This window comes from Marinimicrobium agarilyticum DSM 16975, from assembly GCF_000423345.1.
GTDB lineage: Bacteria > Pseudomonadota > Gammaproteobacteria > Pseudomonadales > Cellvibrionaceae > Marinimicrobium > Marinimicrobium agarilyticum.
Map to the genome: position 1 here is coordinate 139585 of NZ_AUHU01000004.1, position 20648 is coordinate 160232.

15 protein-coding genes are annotated in these 20648 nt (G+C 58.3%); 9 read left to right on the forward strand and 6 right to left on the reverse strand.

All coding sequences use genetic code 11. The annotated features are described in order from the left end of the window. Positions 1-67 precede the first annotated feature (67 nt). The 8 genes from G547_RS20015 (at position 68) to G547_RS0103670 (ending at position 11361) form a co-directional block, all read left to right on the forward strand. Positions 68-781 carry a cell division protein FtsQ/DivIB gene (locus G547_RS20015; protein WP_169449424.1) on the forward strand — a complete coding sequence of 238 codons (714 nt, stop codon included), beginning with the start codon at positions 68-70 and terminating at the stop codon, positions 779-781. Between the two features lie 43 nt (positions 782-824). Continuing rightward, complete coding sequence (ftsA, locus tag G547_RS0103640) at positions 825-2060, forward strand: cell division protein FtsA (RefSeq protein ID WP_027328667.1); 1236 nt, start codon at positions 825-827, stop codon at positions 2058-2060. A gap of 58 nt (positions 2061-2118) precedes the next feature. Continuing rightward, entirely contained in the window at positions 2119-3297 is a 1179-nt protein-coding gene (gene ftsZ / locus G547_RS0103645) for a cell division protein FtsZ (RefSeq protein WP_027328668.1), read from the forward strand. A gap of 381 nt (positions 3298-3678) precedes the next feature. Next, positions 3679-4590, forward strand: coding sequence for a UDP-3-O-acyl-N-acetylglucosamine deacetylase (gene lpxC, locus G547_RS0103650; RefSeq protein ID WP_027328669.1), 912 nt, complete (start codon positions 3679-3681; stop codon positions 4588-4590). A gap of 349 nt (positions 4591-4939) precedes the next feature. Continuing rightward, entirely contained in the window at positions 4940-5878 is a 939-nt protein-coding gene (locus G547_RS0103655) for a M23 family metallopeptidase (protein ID WP_027328670.1), read from the forward strand. 107 nt (positions 5879-5985) lie between these two features. After that, positions 5986-8709, forward strand: a complete 2724-nt coding sequence (gene secA, locus G547_RS0103660; protein WP_027328671.1) for a preprotein translocase subunit SecA — start codon at positions 5986-5988, stop codon at positions 8707-8709. Between the two features lie 477 nt (positions 8710-9186). Then, the gene (gene argJ, locus G547_RS0103665) at positions 9187-10407 is read left to right on the forward strand and encodes a bifunctional glutamate N-acetyltransferase/amino-acid acetyltransferase ArgJ (protein ID WP_027328672.1); all 1221 of its coding nucleotides are present in this window, start codon (positions 9187-9189) and stop codon (positions 10405-10407) included. 9 nt (positions 10408-10416) lie between these two features. Then, positions 10417-11361, forward strand: coding sequence for a Nudix family hydrolase (locus tag G547_RS0103670; protein ID WP_036186984.1), 945 nt, complete (start codon positions 10417-10419; stop codon positions 11359-11361). A gap of 24 nt (positions 11362-11385) precedes the next feature. Here the strand turns inward: G547_RS0103670 and yacG are convergent, their stop codons facing one another. The 6 genes from yacG to G547_RS0103700 all read right to left on the reverse strand — a co-directional run bounded on the left by yacG (position 11386) and on the right by G547_RS0103700 (position 18794). Beyond that, positions 11386-11583, reverse strand: coding sequence for a DNA gyrase inhibitor YacG (gene yacG, locus G547_RS0103675; protein ID WP_027328674.1), 198 nt, complete (start codon positions 11581-11583; stop codon positions 11386-11388). Between the two features lie 58 nt (positions 11584-11641). Further along, positions 11642-12169 carry a DUF3833 domain-containing protein gene (locus G547_RS0103680; RefSeq protein ID WP_027328675.1) on the reverse strand — a complete coding sequence of 176 codons (528 nt, stop codon included), beginning with the start codon at positions 12167-12169 and terminating at the stop codon, positions 11642-11644. A 42-nt stretch (positions 12170-12211) separates the two neighbouring features. Beyond that, on the reverse strand, positions 12212-13321 hold the full coding sequence (locus tag G547_RS0103685) for a phospholipase A (protein ID WP_051234760.1): 1110 nt from the start codon (positions 13319-13321) through the stop codon (positions 12212-12214). 105 nt (positions 13322-13426) lie between these two features. Then, entirely contained in the window at positions 13427-14413 is a 987-nt protein-coding gene (locus tag G547_RS0103690; RefSeq protein WP_157209776.1) for a hypothetical protein, read from the reverse strand. Between the two features lie 114 nt (positions 14414-14527). Further along, positions 14528-15442: a response regulator transcription factor gene (locus tag G547_RS0103695; protein WP_027328678.1), complete on the reverse strand. Its 915-nt coding sequence runs from the start codon at positions 15440-15442 to the stop codon at positions 14528-14530. After that, entirely contained in the window at positions 15420-18794 is a 3375-nt protein-coding gene (locus G547_RS0103700; RefSeq protein WP_027328679.1) for a hybrid sensor histidine kinase/response regulator, read from the reverse strand. The genes G547_RS0103695 and G547_RS0103700 overlap by 23 nt, the downstream gene beginning before the upstream one ends. A 590-nt stretch (positions 18795-19384) precedes the next feature. Here G547_RS0103700 and urtA point away from each other — a divergent pair. Beyond that, complete coding sequence (gene urtA / locus G547_RS0103705) at positions 19385-20569, forward strand: urea ABC transporter substrate-binding protein (RefSeq protein ID WP_245573359.1); 1185 nt, start codon at positions 19385-19387, stop codon at positions 20567-20569. The last annotated feature ends 79 nt before the right edge of the window (positions 20570-20648 follow it).

Sequence of the window (20648 nt, forward strand, 5' to 3'; positions counted from 1 at the left end):
GGAGCCTCGGGTCACACCTCGAGGGGCGACACGGAAGAACTCGCCGCGGCGCTCCTGGGCGGAGCGAATGGCAGGCGTACGCCGCTGGCTACTACCGCTGGGAGTGCTGGCGGGGATAGGAGTCGCAGTGGTATACGCCGCCGACCCGATCGTTGGGTGGCTCAACAAGCCCGTGGCGGAAGTCAGTGTCGAGGGCGCTTTTCGCTATCTCGACCGCGAACAGGCTGAAAGCCTGCTGAGTGAGCAATTGGGAGAGGGGTTCTTGCAGATGGACCTGGCCGCGATCAAGTCGGCGGTGGAAGCAAACCCCTGGGTAGAGCGAGCGGCGTTGAGCCGCCGTTGGCCGGACCAGCTTCACGTCCGGATTTATGAAGAGGAGCCGATTGCCCGCTGGGGGCAAGATGGCTTTCTCAACCGCAGCGGCCAGATCATTACGGTGGCTGACCCGTCAAAGTTGGCGTCGCTGCCACTGCTTGAGGGCGCCGACCGGGATGCGGGACAGATGATGGAGCGCTATCAGGATCTGGCGCAGCTGCTGCGCTACCGGGGGCTGACCATTCGCTCTTTGCGTAGCGACAAGAAAAACGCCTGGCAACTGACGTTGGCCGATGGCGTAACCCTGGTGCTCGGACGGGACCAGGTCGTCGAAAAAATGCAACGGTTCGCGACTGTGTTTGATCAACGGTTGAGCGAGCACTGGAACAAGGTTGAACGGGTTGATCTGCGCTACCACAACGGGGTGGCGGTCGACTGGAAAGAACAACAGGACGCGGAACAGTAACCGCAACGATGGAAAACAGTGACATGCAAAAGAGGTTCATGCAATGGCCTATGTAACGGACAACAAGATGATTGTTGGACTGGATATTGGCACATCCAAGGTCGTGGCCATTGTTGGTGCGATCACGCCCGAAGGCGAACTGGAAGTGGTGGGTATTGGCTCTCATCGCTCCAGTGGTCTGAAGAAAGGCGTGGTGGTCAATATTGAGTCTACGGTGCAGTCGATCCAGCGCGCGGTGGAAGAGGCCGAGCTGATGGCCGGCTGTCAGATTCACTCGGTCTACGCGGGAATTGCCGGCAGTCACATTCGCAGTCTCAACTCCCACGGTATTGTGGCCATCAAGGATCGGGAGGTGTACCCGCAGGATCTGGAACGGGTCATCGATGCCGCACAGGCCGTCGCGATCCCGGCGGATCAGAAAATCCTGCACATACTGCCGCAGGAGTTTCTGATCGACGACCAGGAGGGCGTGAAGGAACCCTTGGGTATGTCTGGTGTGCGCCTGGAAGCCAAAGTACATCTGGTGACCTGTGCGGTGAACGCGGCGCAGAACATCGAGAAATGCATTCGCCGCTGTGGCCTGGAAGTGGAAGACATCATTCTTGAACAGCTCGCCTCCAGCTTCTCCGTGCTTACCGAGGACGAAAAAGAGCTGGGTGTGTGCGTGGTGGATATCGGTGGCGGTACCACGGACATTGCCGTGTTTAAGGAAGGGGCGATCCGTCACACCGGCGTCATACCGATTGCCGGTGACCAGGTGACCAACGACATTGCCATGGCATTCAGAACACCGACGCCGCACGCGGAAGAGATCAAAATCAAGTACGCCTGCGCGCTGGCCAAACTCACCGGCCCGGATGAAACCATCAAGGTGCCCAGCGTGGGGGATCGCGAACCGCGCGATCTGTCCCGCCAGGCCCTGGCCGAAGTGGTGGAGCCGCGCTACGACGAGCTGTTCACACTGGTGCAGGCGGAATTGCGCCGCAGCGGTTTTGAGGACCTGATTGCCGCCGGGATTGTGTTGACTGGCGGCACGTCAAAAATGGAAGGGGTCGTGGAGCTGGCGGAGGAAATTTTTCACATGCCGGTGCGCCTCGGCGCCCCGCAAAACACACGCGGACTGAGAGACATTGTCAACAATCCGATTTATTCCACTGGCGTTGGCCTTTTGCAGTACGCCATTAAGCAACAGCAAGAGGGGAGGTCGATTACCCATGTCAGAGATAACGACGAATCCTGGTTCGCTCGCTTGAAAAAACTGTTTCAGAGTCATTTTTAATTCATTTGCAATTTTGTTTTTGTTGATTTTAATTTGGTAAAGGAAAAGGGGACACACTATGTTTGAGCTCGTAGACAACATCCCGCAAAACGCCGTAATAAAAGTGATTGGTGTCGGTGGCGGTGGCGGCAATGCCGTCAAACACATGATCGACAGCAATATCGAAGGGGTCGAGTTCATCTGCGCCAATACCGATGCCCAGGCGCTGAAGGACATCGACTCGCGCACGGTACTGCAACTCGGTCACAGCATGACCAAGGGCCTGGGCGCCGGCGCCAACCCCGAAGTGGGTCGTCAGGCCGCCATGGAGGATCGCGAGCGTATTGCCGAAGTCCTGCGCGGGGCCGACATGGTCTTTATCGCCGCCGGTATGGGCGGCGGCACCGGCACCGGTGGTGCTCCGATCGTGGCGGAAGTGGCGCGCGACCTGGGCATTCTGACGGTCGCCGTCGTGACCAAGCCGTTCCCGTTTGAGGGGCGCAAGCGCATGGTTATTGCAGACGCCGGCATTAAAGAGCTGCAGGAGCGGGTGGACTCGCTGATCACCATCCCGAACGAAAAACTGCTCTCGGTACTGGGCAAATCCACCAGCCTGCTGGACGCCTTCAAAGCGGCCAACAACGTACTGCTGGGCGCGGTCCAGGGCATCGCCGATCTGATCATTCGTCCGGGTATGATCAACGTCGACTTTGCCGATGTTCGCACTGTCATGTCGGAAATGGGGATGGCCATGATGGGCACCGGCCACGCCACCGGCGAAAATCGCGCCCGCGAGGCTGCCGAGGCCGCCATTCGCAGTCCGCTGCTGGAAGATGTGAACCTCCAGGGCGCGCGCGGTATTCTGGTGAACATCACCGCCGGTATCGATCTTTCTCTGGGCGAGTACTCGGAAGTGGGTAACACCATTGAAGAGTTTGCCTCCACCGACGCCACTGTGGTGGTGGGTACGGTGATCGATCCGGAAATGTCCGACGAACTGCGGGTCACCGTGGTGGCCACCGGTCTCGGAGCGGCCAAAGAGGAAGAGAAACCCGCCGGCAAGACCAAGGTGGTAGTCGACAACACCCGCCGCAAAAATACCGGGGAAGTGGACTACAGCAGCTACGATCGTCCCACAGTGATGCGTCAGAGCGCTCAGGCCTCCGGTGGTCAGTCGGCGGCGGCGACGGCGCCGGCCACCGACAAGGAAATGGAATACCTGGATATTCCCGCTTTCTTGCGGCGTCAGGCGGATTAATCCGCCTGCCAGGCCTTCTAAATGGAAGGCCTGTGTCTTATAGGCTCAAGCAATCACAGGGATTGTGAACTTTATATAGAACCTTTGGGATGGCTGTTGTCATACTCTTGACCGTTTCGTTTGGGGTAAACCCAGAGAGGTTGGGCCCCATGGAAGATGCTGCAGACGCTTCGGGTGCACGGGCGTGAACGGCTTCTCAATGAGGCCAAGTTCTACGACCCGGAAGCGTAAATCTGCGTAAATGTCACCAAATTGGTGCGTTTTAGCCGGGTTTCAGTAGTTGCTGAAATGAAAATTTGGTACAATTGCATCCTTTTTACAATCCGCTGAAGCCCCGTGTACCCGGCTCCAGCGTCAGCCAAAGGTGGGCTACTAAGGGTAATGATCAGACAACGCACGCTAAAAAATGCCATCCGGGCCACCGGTGTGGGTTTGCATACCGGTCAGAAAGTGTATCTGACCCTCCTGCCGGCACCTGCGGATGCCGGAATCGTGTTCCGCCGGGTCGATCTGGATCCGGTCGTTGAGATCGAAGCGAAGGCCGAAAATGTCGGCGATACCACTTTGTCTACCACCCTGGTGAAGGGTGATGTCCGAGTTTCCACCGTTGAGCACTTGCTGTCGGCAATGGCCGGCCTTGGCATTGATAATGCGATTGTTGAAGTCAGTGCCCCGGAAGTGCCGATTATGGACGGCAGCGCCGGCCCCTTCGTATTTCTGATTCAGTCGGCGGGTATCCAGGAACAGGCCGTTGCCAAGAAGTTTATCCGGATCAAGAAGCCGGTAACGGTCGAAGATGGCGATAAAACCGCCAGTTTCCTGCCCTTCAATGGCTTTAAAGTGAGCTTCTCCATCGAGTTTAACCACCCGGTGTTTGAAGGTCGCAACCTGCAAACCTCCGTGGACTTCTCCAGCACGTCTTTCGTGAAAGAAGTAAGTCGAGCCCGTACTTTCGGCTTTATGCACGAAATTGAGTATCTTCGCTCCAAGGGACTGGCCAAGGGCGGTAGCGTGGATAACGCCATCGTGGTGGACGACTACCGGATTCTGAACGAAGACGGTTTGCGCTACGAGGACGAGTTCGTCAAGCACAAGGTTCTGGACGCCATCGGTGACCTCTACCTGCTGGGCAATAGCCTGATTGGCGAGTTCAAGGCGCACAAGTCCGGTCACGGCCTTAACAACAAATCGTTGCGCCAATTGATTGCTCAGCGCGATGCCTGGGAAGTGGTGACCTTTGATGACGAAAGTGCCGCGCCGATTTCTTACATGAAACCTCTGTTGGCGGTCTAGATAACCATCACGATTGGCCGATTGGAAGGGGCCGCTCTGGAAACAGGGCGGCCTTTTTTATTAAAGTGACGGACCAAACGGTCGCTTACATAGCCTGAAGGTTGGTAATTCAGGGTTTTATATGCCATATTTGCACCTGTTGTTTTTGGTCGCTGCGCGGTTTGACCCTTACAGTGGCCCCGATAACGATAACACCTTGATTTCTAAAGCGTTTTATTCATTTCAGTGCGTTCGTTATTGCAAATGGTTATAAATTGGTCGGAATTAGTCGGTATTGATATAAACAAACGTCATAAAATGACGACCAGTACTGTGCAATTCGGCAACAAAAACGGGTAACATCCGGTTCATGAAGATCATTATCGTCAGTAAACAGCACGGGCAGACACGCAGCATCACTCTCGGTGGGTGGACGCGTGCGCTTCTGTCCATCTGTCTGCTGGGGATGCCGGTGACTGCCGCCGGTGTTCTGGGCGTGCAGTGGCTGAACGCCCAGAACGGCGATAATGAACTGTTTACCTCGGAATCCCGACGTGCCTGGGAGGCAACGCTTGCCGAACAGCAGGCGCAGGTGGAACAGACCCGTGAGCAGGCGAGAACCCAAGTCGCCGCGCTGACTTTGCGCGTGGCCGAACTGCAGGCCCGCCTGATGCGGCTCGACGCCCTGGGCGAGCACCTGACCGGAATCGCCAACCTCGACGAGGGTGAGTTCGACTTCAGCCAACCCCCCGCGTTGGGTGGGCCTGAAACGGCCACCATCGGCGACCCCTACAACCCCCCGGACTTTATCGACGTTATTGATCAGCTCTCGAGCCAGATTGAGAACCGTGAGCAGCAGCTCGCCACACTCGACGCGCTGCTGGCCAAGCGAAAAATTCAAGACGATATCTTCATTGCCGGACGCCCGATCAAGAAAGGTTGGATGTCCTCCCGCTTTGGGCGTCGCACCGACCCCTTCACTGGCCAGGTTGCCTGGCACGGGGGCGTCGATTTCGCCGGTAAAGACGGCTCCGAAATCATCTCCGTTGCCGCTGGCGTCGTGACCTGGTCCCAGGACCGCCACGGCTATGGCCAAATGGTTGAGATCAACCATGGCGGCGGTTTCACCACGCGTTACGCCCACAACAAGGAAAACCTTGTGAAGGTGGGTGATGTGGTCAAAAAAGGTCAAATCATCGCCCTCATGGGCTCCAGCGGCCGTTCCACTGGCCCCCACGTACACTTTGAAGTGTACAAAAACGGCCGTGCGGTCGATCCCGCCACCTATATACACCGCGCCAGCCGTTAATTTCCCGCCACTTCGCTTGCTTTCGCGAGCCACTTTCGGTTTACTCGTCGGTTTTCCGACGAGGTGTTAGTCGTTCATCTGCAAAAGACTCAATTACGGGAATAACAATGATCGGTAAATTAGCGAAATCCATCTTCGGCTCCAAAAATGACCGCGAGCTGAAGCGGATGCGTAAAGTCGTCGCCAAAATCAATGACATGGAGGCGGAGTTCGAAAAGCTGAGCGATGAGGAGCTGACCGCCAAAACCGCGGAGTTCAAGCAGCGCCACGAGCAGGGCGAAACCCTGGAGCAGTTACTCCCAGAGGCTTTTGCTGCCGTGCGTGAAGCGAGTAAGCGCTCACTGGGACTTCGCCATTTCGATGTCCAGATGATCGGCGGGATGGCGTTGCACGAAGGCAAAATCGCCGAGATGCGTACCGGTGAAGGGAAAACCCTGGTCTCGACCTTGCCTTGTTATTTGCACGCGATTACCGGCAGTGGCGTCCATGTGGTGACGGTGAATGATTACCTGGCCAGCCGCGACGCGGCCTGGATGGGCCGGGTTTATCAGCGCCTGGGCCTGAGCGTGGGGGTCATTCGTTCAATGCAACCCTCCGCCGAGAAGCGCGACGCCTATGCCGCGGACATCACCTACGGCACCAACAACGAATTCGGTTTTGATTACCTGCGCGATAACATGGCGCTTAGTCTGAAAGACAAGGTTCAGCGCAAGCTCAACTTCGCGGTGGTGGATGAGGTCGACTCCATCCTGATCGACGAAGCTCGCACGCCGCTGATCATCTCCGGTGCGGCGGAAAACAGCTCAGAGCTGTACCAGCGCATGTGTAAACTGATCCAGAACCTCCAACCAGTGCCGGAAGGCAGTGAGGAGGGGGACTACACCGTTGATGAGAAGAGCCGCCAGGTCGAATTGAGCGAGCAGGGCCACCAGAAAGTGGAAGACCTGCTGGCTCAATCGAGCTTGCTGCCGGAGGGGGAAAGCCTCTACGCCGCCACCAACCTGAACCTGTTACACCACGTCAACTCCGCCCTGCGGGCGCACGCGCTGTTCCGCCGCGATGTCGAGTACATCGTGCAGAACAACCAGGTGATACTGATTGACGAGCATACCGGTCGGACCATGGCGGGACGTCGGCTTTCCGAGGGGTTGCATCAGGCCATCGAAGCCAAAGAGGGCGTGCCGATCCAGAGCGAGAGCCAAACCCTGGCCTCGACGACCTTCCAGAACTATTTCCGTCTTTACCCGACGCTGTCCGGCATGACCGGGACCGCGGACACCGAAGCCTTCGAATTCCGCGAAATCTATGGCCTGGATGTGGTAGTGATACCCACCAACCAGCCCAAGCAGCGGATTGACTTGAACGACGTCGTCTACCTGACGGTGGAAGAGAAGTACGACGCTATTGTCGAGGACATCAAGAAACTGCAGGACAAAAAAGCCCCGGTTCTGGTGGGCACGGCCTCCATTGAAACCTCTGAAGAAATGTCCAGGCGCCTCAAGCAATCCAATATTCAGCACGAGGTGCTGAACGCCAAGTACCACGAGCGAGAAGCGGAAATCATCGCCCAGGCGGGTCGCCCCGGAGCGGTGACCATCGCCACCAATATGGCCGGTCGCGGCACCGACATCGTGCTCGGCGGTAATTGGGAAGCGGAAGTGGCCAAGCTGGAGAACCCCACGGACGAGCAGATCGAAGCGCTCAAGGCCGATTGGCGCAAGCGTCACGAACAGGTGATCGAAGCGGGTGGTCTGCACGTGGTGGGCACCGAGCGGCACGAGTCCCGCCGGATCGACAACCAGCTGCGTGGCCGGTCCGGCCGTCAGGGTGACCCGGGTGTGACCCGTTTCTACCTGTCCATGGAAGACAGCCTCATGCGCATCTTCGCCTCGGACCGCATCCGCAGCTTCATGCAGGCGTTGGGCATGGAAAAAGGCGAAGCCATCGAGCACCGCATGGTGAACAACGCCATCGAAAAAGCCCAGCGCAAGGTGGAAGGCCGCAACTTCGACATCCGCAAGCAGCTGCTGGAGTTCGATAACGTCGCTAACGACCAGCGTCAGATCATTTACCAGCAGCGCAACGAATTGCTGGAAGCGGAAAGCATCAGCGACACCATCAACTCCGTGCGCCACGATGTGGTAGACGAAATTGTCAGCGAACACATTCCGCCCCAGAGCCTGGAAGAGATGTGGGACGTCCCCGGTCTGGAAAAACGGCTGGAACAGGAGTTCGGACTGCGTTTGCCGGTGGCTCAGTGGTTAGAGGAAGATGACTCGCTTCACGAGGAAAATCTGCGCGAGAAGCTGCAGACCGAAGTGCAGGGTGCCTACGACGCCAAGTGCGCCCGCATTGGGCCGGTGATGACCGAAATCGAAAAGCAGGTAATGCTGCAGGTGTTGGACAATGCCTGGAAAGAGCAGTTATCGAACATGGATCACTTGCGTCAGGGCATCAACCTGCGTTCCTACGCGCAGAAAAACCCGAAACAGGAATACAAGCGCGAGGCGTTTTATCTGTTCCAGGGAATGTTGGATAAGGTGAAGCACGAGGTCATCCACCTACTTGCCCGAGTGGAGCCGGTGAGCCGCGAGCAGATGGAGGAGATGGAGCGCAAGCGGCGCGAAGAGCGGGAGAAGCAGCAGATGAAGCTTCAGCACGATGAGGTTTCGGCGCTGGAAGGTCGTCAGCAGGCGGCCGAGCAGCCCGCGGGGGAAGGCGAACCGGGCGGCCAGCCGTTCGTCCGCGAGGGCCGCAAAGTGGGCCGCAACGATCCGTGCCCGTGTGGTTCCGGCAAGAAATACAAGCAGTGCCACGGTAAGCTGGGCTGATTTTATTGGTGTGACGTTTGGTCCGGTTCGAGGAGAGGGTATAGCGGTTGGAGACCCGCCGTGAACCCCTCCATGGGGGCTTCTCATCGGCATCCATGCCTCAGAGAGTCTCCAACCGCTATACCCTCTCCTCGAACCTCAGTGCCAGTAGCGCCCTCCTGAGTGCGTAGGGTAGGTAAGCGCAGCGCCACCTACCAATTTATTTCGGCTGTCTCATACATGGCCAATGAAGGTAGGTGGCGCTGCGCTTACCAACCCTACAATTGACAAGCAGAGCGGTAAGAATGGCACTGAGGCTCAGGGGGCGAGCACCCATGTAAGACTCTCTGAGGCATGGATGCCGATGAGAAGCCTACAGGGATGTATTCACGGCGGGTCTTACATGGGTGCTCGCCCCCTGAGCCGGTCTCGACAACAGAAACGAAAACTGCATCAACAACAATCTGTCATTGACCCAAAAACAACCGGAGTTTTTCGATGGCCGTTGGCGAATACCCCTTTCCATCCATGCCCCCCGTGGCCGGTGTCAAACTGGCGACCGCCAGTGCCGGCATCAAAAAGCCCGGGCGGCAGGACGTTGTGCTGATCGAACTGGCCGAAGGCAGCCGCGCCGCCGGCGTGTTTACCCTCAACGCCTTCTGCGCTGCACCGGTCACCCTGTGCCGCGAATACCTCAAAGCCGCCAGCACCCGCTACCTGGTGATCAACTCCGGTAACGCCAACGCCTGCACCGGCCTGCGCGGGCGACAGGACGCCATCGCCACCAGCGAAGCCGTCGCCCAACTGGGTGGCGTTCAGGCCGCTCAGGTATTGCCGTTCTCCACCGGCGTGATTGGCGAACCGTTGCCCGTGCAGAAAATCACCGCCGTCTTGCCCCAGGCCCACGAAAGCCTGAGCGAAAGCGGTTGGGAGTCGGCCGCCAGAGCCATCATGACCACCGACACCCGCCCCAAAGGGTTTACCGGCCAGGTTCAGCATGACGGTCACACCATCACCGTCAACGGCATCGCCAAGGGCGCGGGCATGATCAAGCCCAACATGGGCACCATGCTGGCCTACATCGCCACCGATGCCGACATCGCCCAACCCGTGCTGGATGACCTGTGCAAGGAAGCCGCCAACCGTTCCTTCAATCGGATTACCATCGACGGCGATACCTCCACCAACGACTCCTGCATCCTGATGGCCACCGGTAAAGCCGGTGCCCCGGGGATCAATGAGGCCGAAGGTACCCTGTACGAAAAAGTTCGGGAGCTGATCATTCGGGCCCATGAATACCTCGCCAAGTGCATCGTGGCCGACGGGGAAGGCGCTACCAAGTTTGTCACCCTGGAAGTTTCCGGTGGCGCCACGGGCGATGAGTGCCTGCAGGTGGGGTACGCGGTCGCTCACTCACCTTTGATCAAAACCGCCTTTTTCGCCTCTGACCCCAACTGGGGACGGATTGTGGCCGCTGTGGGTTATGCCGGCGTGGCGGGGCTGGATGCCAATGCGGTCCGGATTCACCTCAACGACACCTTGATTGTTGAAAACGGCGGTCGGGCCGACAGCTATACCGAAGAACAGGGCCAGGCGGTGATGGACCAGGCGGAGATTACCATCCGGATTGATCTGGGTCGTGGCTCGTCCGCAGAGACGCTCTGGACGACCGACCTGTCCCACGAGTACGTTCGCATCAATGCTGACTACCGCAGTTAGAGGTTGAGCGTGGGCCGGGTCGTGCGAGTGGCTGTGGGTGTTGTTCAGGGGCCGGAGGGTCGCATTCTGATCGCCCGGCGGGCGGATGACGCCCACCAGGGCGGACTCTGGGAGTTCCCCGGCGGCAAAGTGGACCCCGGGGAAACCCTGACCGAGGCACTCGCCCGCGAGTTGCGCGAAGAACTGGCAATCGACGTGCTCGCCAGTGAGCCGCTGATCGAAATTCGCCACGACTACCCCGATAAGTCCGTGTTGCTTCAGGTGTGCCGCGTCACCGAGTTCGAGGGCGAGCCGCTTGGAGCCGAAGGGCAACCGGTACGGTGGGTCCTCCCTGAGGCTTTGCCGAATTTCGCCTTTCCCGCCGCCAATCGGCCGATCGTCAACGCCATCCGCTTGCCCCAGAGCCTGCTGATCACCGGAGACGCCGACTCCCCGGAGGAATGGGAGCGTTGCCTTGCGCATGCGCTCGCGCGGGGTGTCTCCTGGGTCCAGGTTCGGGCACCGTCGCTTTCTGAACCGGATTATCAGGATCGCCTGGACCGGGCCTTAGCCCTGTGTCGGCCCAAAGGTGTGAAGGTGCTGGCGCACGGTAGCGCTTCGCGCCTTCGGGCCGATCTGGACGGTGTGCACTTCAATAGTGAGGCGCTTAAGGCTTGCCGCGAACGCCCGGTGCCAGCCACGGTGTGGTGGGGTGCGTCCTGCCATTCACCGGAAGAGCTGCGTCAGGCGGCCCGGCTGGGTGTGGATTATGTGACGCTGTCACCGGTCATGCCGACCCATACCCATCCCGAGGCAGAGCCCTTGGGCTGGGCCCGGTTCGCCGACTGGGTGGCTGCCGCTCCCATGCCGGTCTATGCCTTGGGAGGCGTCACTGAAGAGCATCGAGCCCAGGCTTTGGCCAACGGGGGGCAGGGAATCGCGGGAATTGGCTTTGCCTGGGGGCCGAGTCACTAGCTGGCGAAGGTTCTGCCGCTGGTGTTAGCGTTCCAGGTCTTCGTCGTTGATATCCACGGGTTCACCCGGGATCTTGTGATTCTCACTGGCCCATTCGCCCAGATCGATCATCTTGCAGCGCTCACTGCAAAAGGGGCGGTAGGGGAAGTCGTCAGTCCACAAGACTTTGTTGCCGCAGGTCGGGCAGTCGAGTTTAAGGGGCTCGGGCGTGGATTTGGTCATGGCTCGGGTCCGGGTCGGTTTTGTTGGAGCCCCTTATAGCATTGCCTTGGGTTTCGATTCAATCGCCCTGACGCAGAATGGTCAGCTGAATGGTACCGACCCGAAAACCCCATTTGCGCAAAATGGACTGGTTGATGATGGTGTCGTCGTCAACCCGCCACATCCAGTCCTCTACCGCTACTTCCAGCTTCCGGTCCTTATAGTCGACTTCAAGGACGTAATTCATTTTCATGGCATTACCGCTGACAATGGCTTCCCCGGGGCCGACCACATCGCCGGCAGTCGCCCGGTAGCGGCCATCACCGGTGGGCTCCAGCCGCCAGTTGCGATGTTGAATCTCGCCATCGTTGAATTCAAAACGCTCAGCCAGGCGGCCCACGCCATCCTCGTCCCAGCTCGCTTCAATGGTGGCGTTGAAGTAGCGGGTGACTTTTCCGCTCCGGTTCTTGAGCACACCATGGGCGGTCAGAGTGCCCTGAAAGAAGTCCTCTAGGGTCAGTGTCGGTTCATTGCCTTGGTATTCCTGCACCTCGGTGGAAGAACAGGCTCCCAGGGTCAGCAACAGACTGAGAAAAAGGGCACGCATAGGGGCCTCCTGGTTATCCGGGGGCTGTGCGGACCATCCCTTCTAGAACAGGTCTGTGAAGGTGATCCCCAGGCCCACCGCTGTAGTGTGGTGGTTGTAATCAATCAGACTGTGGCCGTAACCGTTGAACACTTTCAGGTAGCCCCGTACGGTCGAGGAGACGGGAAAGCTCCAGCCGAGTTCAAGCGCACCGCGATTGTTGGAACTCAGGTTGTTGCGCACCATCAGGCTGATTATATTGTCTTTACGTTGGTAGGCCGCCGACAGTTCAAAATTGCCCATGTATTTTTCAATATCCGGGTTGTCGTCACCTGTGGGGTCATCCGGGCCATCCCCTTCGTCTTCCGGAATGCGGTACCAGGGGTTGATGGCGAACGCAAAGGGGCCGCGTTCAAACACGCTGTTGAACATGATCCGGTCCCAACTGCGGGAGAGGTCACCGCTTTGGCCATTGGACTGATGGGCGATGATCGCTTCGTTAACCACGTTACGAAAACCGAATACCTCCCAGTCATTGATAAAACTGAGAATCAGCTCCGGCTGGTGATTGGTTTCCCGAAAAGGGCGGGAAATGTCGCGATTATAGGCCTGCCAGAGGGAGTGGTTGGTATAACCCATGTAGAGGTGGCCGTTGTCGCCAAAAATTCCTTCGCGGATCAGTATTTTAACACTGAGCTGGAACTCCACCTCTGTGCTTTGGGGGGCCGCCAGGGGGCTGTTGGCCGCCTCGTAAGGGGCGGTGTTGCGATCTTCCTGATAACTGACTGGCAGTAAGTAGTTCCGCTTGTGAGGGGTGAGCAGGAAGCGGTTGGCGCGGTTAAGCGCTTCCATGCTCAGGCGGCGGTCCAGTAATCGGCTGTTGCCAGTGGGGTCGCTTTGCGTCTCCGAAGTGTCCTCCTGGTCCAGCGCTTCCAGAGCCCCGCGCACGGAGGACTGTTGCCCCGCTTCGCTCTGGGCCAGACCGTTGCAGACCTCACGCAGAGCGCCAACGGACATTTCTTTTCCCGCGCCGGTCACCGCGATTTTGAGGCATTGGTTCATCAGATCGTCGGGCAGGGATGATTGCTCGTCGGAAGCGGTTTCCTGCGCGTTCGCGGCAAATGTCGCAAAAAGCAACGTCAGCGTCGCGACGGTACGGTGGGGCGTAAACATCCAGACTCTCCGGGCCACTGATCAACAAGAGCCCAAGGATACAGGAAATTGACAGCGGCTAATGGCTTTGACGCGTGGGGGAAAGAAAAAGCGGTGGAAAGTGGTTTACTCCGGCTGCTTCAGCAACCAGCGCTCCCGATCCTGCTCCAACCAGAGAGTGAGTAGTGCGATGCCATTTTCCACGACCTGCAAATAGACGTCGATAATGTCAGTGGCGACCTGAAACAGGCGGCCGCTGTCGGCGGTAATAGGGCCGCCCCCGAGCACATCGCTTTCGACCATGTTCAGCAGAAACATCAGCTTCAGTTCGTAGCGCTTGAGCTCCCCGAGCTGAGCGAATTCCGGCCCCAGAACCTGCTCGAGCCGACGAATCTGGTGGCGGAGTTTTTCGTTGTTGACCTTGGTGTTCTGGATGACATATCGCAACTTGTTGTCGTGGTGCGGATCGCAATGCCCGACGGCGGCGGCATAACTGGAAAGAGCACGGATGCGACCAATCTGTTCCACCACAGAGGGCATCATCCGGGTGCAGAAATGCAGCAGTTCAAGGGTCTGCACTCGGGTTGGCGCCTCCATGGCCTCGCCCTGCGGCTCCGACATTGGCGTTTCCAGGGGGCGGGACAGGCTGATCAGCATGGCCAGAAGTTGTTCCACCAAGTGGCAGTGCAACTCGTAGTTGTCAATCACACTGTCACTGTGCCAGTCCCGGCTGATGGTCAGCCAGGCGGTGTGCAGGTTTTCCCGTTCGCGTTCCGACAGCAGTGCCGTTCCCTGAGTAAACGCCTGGAGCGCCAGCAACCGCCTCTCAAGGGTATGCTGCAGTCGGTCAAACTCCGGTTCGAACGCTTTATTGCCCCCAAGCATGGCGATGCTCATGCCGCGATGGCGCTGGGAGCCCTTGATCATCTGGACCAATTGCCGGATAAGGCTCAAGGCGTCCTGGCGTGAACGATAATCCTCGGCAAAGCGCGTGAATGGGGCGCGATCGATGCCTGCTTCTGGGGCGGAATTGGCTTGGGTCTGCGCTGTCATGGTGCGTTGAGTATCCCGGTTTGCGTCAATAAGCCCGAAGCACGTGGAAGTGTGCTTCATGATGACCTTCATCGCTGATTAGCGAGCAACACTTGTGCCAGCTACGGGAAAAGCTGACCGGCCATTGCCCCGTCACGGGGCAATGGGAGCGGATCAGGCGGGCGACCGGGCGGTTCAGGGGCGGGCCATACAGCGAATGGCGGCGGCAGCGGCGGAGGTGCGATTGTCTACGTCCAGCTTGCGGAAAACCTGCTCGAGGTGCTTGTTGACCGTGCGCGGGCTCATGGACAGTATCTGACCGATCTCCCGGTTGGTCTTGCCATGAGCGATCCACAGCAAAACGTCCGCTTCCCGGCCAGTGACCCCGAACGCTTCCCGCAGGCAGTGGGTTTCTGAGCCGGCGGTAGGGGTTTCCAGCAACCGGAGCAGGATGTCCTGTTCATCCAGCGGTGCCAGGAACTCCAGGGTGATGGCTTGCGCCAGGTCCCGCAGTGGCAATTTGTGGCCGGTGGTGGGATTGTGGCTCAGCCATTCCCGCAGCTGTTGGGCCAGTATCGGTTGGGTATCGGGATTGTCGAGCCCGGCCTTGTTGAGCCGCTCCTGTACCTGGGGCGTGGTCCACAACAGCGTACCGCTGCGATCGACCGCAAAGAGATATTGCCCGGCGGCGTCGAGGGCGCTGTGCGCACTCTGGGTCAGTCTGGCGTTGGTGAGGTGGACTCGCATGCGCGCGATCAGCTCGTCGGGTTTGATCGGTTTGGTAATGTAATCCACTCCGCCGGCGTTCAGACCCTGGACGACGTGTTCGGTATCGCTCAGCCCCGTCATGAAGATCACAGGGACGTTGGTCAGCCGTGGGTTCTGCTTGAGCCGTTTGCAGGTTTCAAAACCGTTCATCTGTGGCATGAGGGCGTCGAGCAGTATGATGTCGGGGGTGATGTTCTGGGTAATGGTCAGCGCCTGGTGTCCCTCCAGCGCCACCAATACGGTCATGTGTTCGTCTTCCAGCGCATCGCTCAGCATATGAATGCTTTCAACGGCGTCGTCCACCACCAGGACGACCGGGTTAGAGCGGTTCTCGTTGGACATCGTCGGTCACCTGTAGCAGTCGGATAATGGTGTCAAATTGAAACTGGCTTGCCAGCTTGCCGATGGTTTGTGTGAAGTGGGGCGTTGTTTCGCCCTGTTCTTGTAGTTGATTCAGTGCCTGCAGCAATCCACTTTTGTGGCCAATCAACGCCAGTTTTCGCAGCGCCTGAAGGTGCGTTTCATCCGGTAAGGTCACCGCTGCAATAGCGGTGGTTGAGTGCGCTGACGGAGCCTCGATCGGGTTGGTATGCCAAGCAAGGTTGAGCTGGTTGGCGAGCGTTTCCAGCAACATGTTCAGACGCACCGGTTTGACGATATAGGCGTCGTGCAGGGCGTCGCCCTGGGCTTTGCCTTCGCTGGCGTCGGCGGAGATCATGACCACCGGTTGGCGGTAACCTGTGCTGCGCAGCTGGCCCACCAACTCCCAGCCATTGAGCCCCGGCATTGACACATCCAGCAGCACCAGATCCGGTTTTTCCTGGCGCGCCCGGTCCAACACGGTCAAGGAGTTGTCCACTTCCACCACCTCGAAACCCAGCGGCGTCAGCATGGCGTGTACTAACTGACGATGGGAGACTTCATCATCCACGACCATAATCCGTCGCCGCGCTCCCCGGTAACCTCGTACCCCCTGAAACTCAGCTTCAGGCATCTCGCTTGGGACCCGTAGGCTGGACAGCATCAGCATCACCTGAAAGGTGCTGCCCACCCCCGGTTCACTGGTGACTCGAATCTCACCCCCCATGATTTCCGTCAGCAACTGGGTAATGGTCAAACCCAAACCGGTTCCCGAAACTTGAGCGCCGGGCCGACGAATGCGCTCGAAGGGTCTGAAAATTCGGGCGCAGTCGGCCTCGGAGATGCCCTCGCCGGTATCCTGCACGGAGAATTCCGCCACCTCACTGCGGTATTTGACCGTCAAGGTTACGCTGCCTTCGTTGGTATACTTGATGGCGTTGGAGAGCAGGTTGATGAGAATCTGGCGCAGGCGCTTTTCATCGGTGCTCACTAATGTCGGCAACCGGTCAAGACAGTGGTACTCGAAACTCAAGCCCCGGGCCTCCGCCTGCAGGCGGAACATGTGCACGAGTTGTTCCAGCAGCGGACCGATCCGGACCTGGTCCCGGTGCAGGTCGAGACGGCCTGCCTCGATTTTGGAAATATCCAGTAGCCCCTCGATAAGGTCGGCCCAGTGTTCACCGCTGCGCCGGATGACGCCCAAGGCGTCGCGGCGATGCTCGGGAATGTCCGGGTCCCGCTCCAACAGTTGGGCGTAGCCCAAGACCGCGTTCAGCGGCGAGCGCAGCTCGTGGCTAATGCCGGTCAAGTAGCGGCTTTTGGCCTGGTTGGCCGCGTCGGCTTTCTCCTTGGCGTTCTGCAACGCCTGGTCGGTGCGTTCGTGGGCTGCAATCTCTTCCATCAACAGACGGGTCTGACGTTGGGACTCCTCCTGGGCGACCACGCGACTCTCGTGGGCGAGAACGAACAACCAGCTGACCACCCCGGTGATGATCACCAGAATAAAAAACACCTTCCACAGCAGGGCCGCCAACATGCTTGCGGCCACCGAGTCGGGAAAGGGGGTCTGGTAGTAAATCAACGACAACAGCAGCCCAGAGAAACCGTTGATCCCGACCACCAAAAGCAGGAAGTGTCCCAACCGCGAGTTGATGTCGGGAATCATCCAGGCCGGCAGTATCTCCCGGGTCCAGGTACGAATCTGCTGGGTATAGCCCGCGCCGGGTTTGCAGTAGTCGTTACAGCGCGCGTCCAGAGAGCAACACAGGGAGCAGATCAGCCCATCGTAGGCGGGGCAGTGCGTAAGGTCCTCTTTATCGAAGTTGTGTTCACAAATACAGCAACGGCCCTGTCCCGCTACCGGGCTCAGAATGACCGGGGCCCGGGCGATGTAATATCGCCCGCCGGTTCGCCAGGCAATCACCGGGGCGATCACCAGGGCGCTGAACAGGGTGATGAAGTGAGCCAGTGCCTGAGCGATTTCCCCGAGAAAACCAAGGTAACTCACCATGCCAATCAATGTGGAGAGTAGCATCGCCCCAACGCCCACCGGGTTGATATCAAACAGGTGCGCCCGTTTGAACTCAATGTGGGCCGGGCTCAAACCGAGAGGCTTGTTGATCACCAGGTCCGCCACCAGCGTTCCCACCCAGGCGATGGCAATCAGCGCGTAAAAGCCCAGCGTATTCTCGAACGCCCGGTACACACCCAGCTCCATTACCAGCAGTGCGATAGTGACATTGAATACCAGCCAAACGACCCGGCCGGGATGGCTATGGGTCAGGCGTGAGAAGAAATTGGACCAGGCAATGGAACCGGCGTAGGCGTTGGTGACGTTGATCTTGAGCTGGGAAAGGATCACGAACAGGCCCGCAATCGCGAGCGAAACCTGCGGTGATTGCGTGACGTAGCCGAAGGCGACCTGATACATGTGAGTCGGGTCCACCGCTTCCTCGGGGGCTACGCCGTGTGTCAGTGCCAGTACCGCCAGAAAGGAGCCGGCGAGCATCTTGACGGCGCCAATAATGATCCAGCCCGGTCCGCCTGCGCAGAAGGCCAGCCACCAACGGACTTTTGACCGGCGTGTCGGGCCCGGCTCGGGGATAAAGCGCAGGAAGTCCACCTGCTCGCCAATCTGGGCAATCAGGGAAAAGATAACGGCTGAGGCGGCGCCGAACAGAATGATATTGAATCCGTTGCCGGAATCTCCCACATACTGGGTCCAGTCGGAAACGGCGGTGTCGTCGGCCATGAGAATGAACACAAAGGGCAGGGCCTGCAATAGCACCCACAGCGGTTGCGTCCACAGCTGGAAGCGACTGATAAAGGTAATCCCGTGAGTCACCAGGGGAATTACCACCAGCGCACACAAGACATAACCCCAGGCGATGGGAATTCCAAACAGCAGCTCCAGGGCCATGGCCATGATCGCCGCTTCCAGTGCGAAGAAAATAAAAGTGAAAGACGCGTAAATCAGGGAGGTGATGGTAGAACCGATATAGCCGAAACCGGCGCCCCGGGTGAGAAGATCAATGTCGACGCCATACTTGGCCGCGTAGTAACTGATGGGCAATGCGGTCAGAAAGATCATGAGGCTGACCGCCACAATGGCGGACAACGCATTGTCGAACCCGTAGTGTAGGGTAATGGCGCCGCCGATTGCCTCCAGCGCCAGAAATGAGATGGCTCCCAAGGCCGTGTTGGCAACTCGGGCGGGCGACCAGCGACGGGCGCGTTTGGCGGTGAAACGCAGTGCGTAATCTTCAAGTGTCTGGTTGGCGACCCACTGGTTGTAGCGGCGACGCACACGAAAAATACTCTGTCTGGCTGTCATGGAGCAAATCACCCTGGATGCCTGCAAGGGGCCCGTCGGTGTCCATGCCAGTGGGCGGCGGCAAAACGATAAGCGTTTTCCGCAGCCGGTTTCGCGCAACGCCGGTGCAACGAAATAGGGCCGAGTGGTTATCACAATGAATCATTTTGGTGCTGATGAGGGCGTCACTCCGGACCGTTTACTGAAAACTCCTCTATCTAACTCACCTCGACCCCGAAGTCGCTTCAATCTTTGTGCCAACTGTAAGCTCTGCCTCGTTCTGGCTGGGTTCGACTGGCCACGCGTTTGACCTGATTCGGGCATAACCCATTGGGCATCCTTTTCTTGAGTTGTTTCTCTATTTAATCCTCTGGCTCTTTCGTTCGATATGGGTCAATTGACGTAGTGCCCTGCGGTATTTGTCGAATGGGCGCAGTCATGACGTCAGAGCACAATGGCTCTCATGGGCTCTGTCCCGGCCGGTTGGCTTTTCCGGTGGGCCAGTCGTTCTGTACTACTTCCGTTCAAAGACCACGATACGAGGAAATACCATGGTTACTGACACTCGCACCAAGCGTTCGGGACAGCCTCGCCGTTTGCTGAAACGGCTGATGGGAGTAACGGCGGCGCTAGCGTTTAGCGCCACCGTGAGCGCCCAGGACGTCAACACCACAGACCTTGCCGTTACTGATGACACAGTGACTGTGGGGATTCTTCATTCAATCACAGGGACCATGGCGATCAGTGAAACCGGTTCGGTTCAGGCTGAGAAATTGGCGATCGAGCAGATCAATGCCATGGGGGGCGTGCTGGGTCGGAAGATCGAGTACATCCAGGAGGATGGCGCCAGCGACTGGCCGACCTTTGCCGAAAAGTCCCGAAAGCTGCTGACGCAGGACAAGGTGGCAGCCGTGTTTGGCTGCTGGACCTCGGCCTCGCGCAAGGCGGTGCTTCCGGTTTTCGAGCAGTACAACGGCATGCTGTACTACCCCACCTTTTACGAGGGGCTTGAGCAATCCCCCAACGTAATTTACACCGGTCAGGAGGCGACCCAGCAGATTCTTGCGGGCATTGATTGGGTGGTCGATGCCAAGGATGCCGAAACCTTCTACCTGCTGGGCTCTGACTATATCTGGCCCCGGACGTCCAATAAAATCGCGCGCAAGCACATCGACAAGTTGGGACTGAAAGTGGTGGGCGAGGAGTACTACCCTCTGGGGCACACGCAGTTCAACTCGGTCATCAACAAAATCAAGTTGCGTAAGCCCGATGTGATCTTTGCCTCTGTGGTGGGTGGCTCCAATGTCGCATTCTACAAGCAGCTCAAAGCCGCCGGCATTGACATGACCAAAGAGAAGCCTCTGGTTCTGACGATCTCGGTCACTGAAGATGAAATCCTGGGCATCGGTGGTGAAAACGTTGAAGGTGCCTATGCCTCAATGAAGTACTTCCAGAGCCTGCCCAATGAGAACAACCAGGCATTTGTGAAAGCCTTCAAAGAGCGCTGGGGTGACGACATTGTGATCGGCGACGTCACCCAGGCCGCGTATCTCGGCCCCTGGTTGTGGAAAGCAGCTGTAGAAAAGGCAGGGTCGTTTGATGTCGACAAGGTGCGCGAAGCCTCCCCCGGCATAGAATTGACCACTGCACCTGAAGGCTATGTGAAGATTCACAAAAACCATCACCTCTGGTCCCGCACCCGTATCGGCGAGGCGCAGCCCGATGGCCAGTACAAAGTGGTCTTTGAAACCGAAGAGCTGATTGAGCCGGACCCTTTCCCCGAAGGTTACCAGTAAGTAGACGCTCCCATCAGTGTGGAAGTCCGCCTTCTGGGCGGGCTTCTCTAAGCCAGCAGTGAAATTGTGTTCGGTTGTC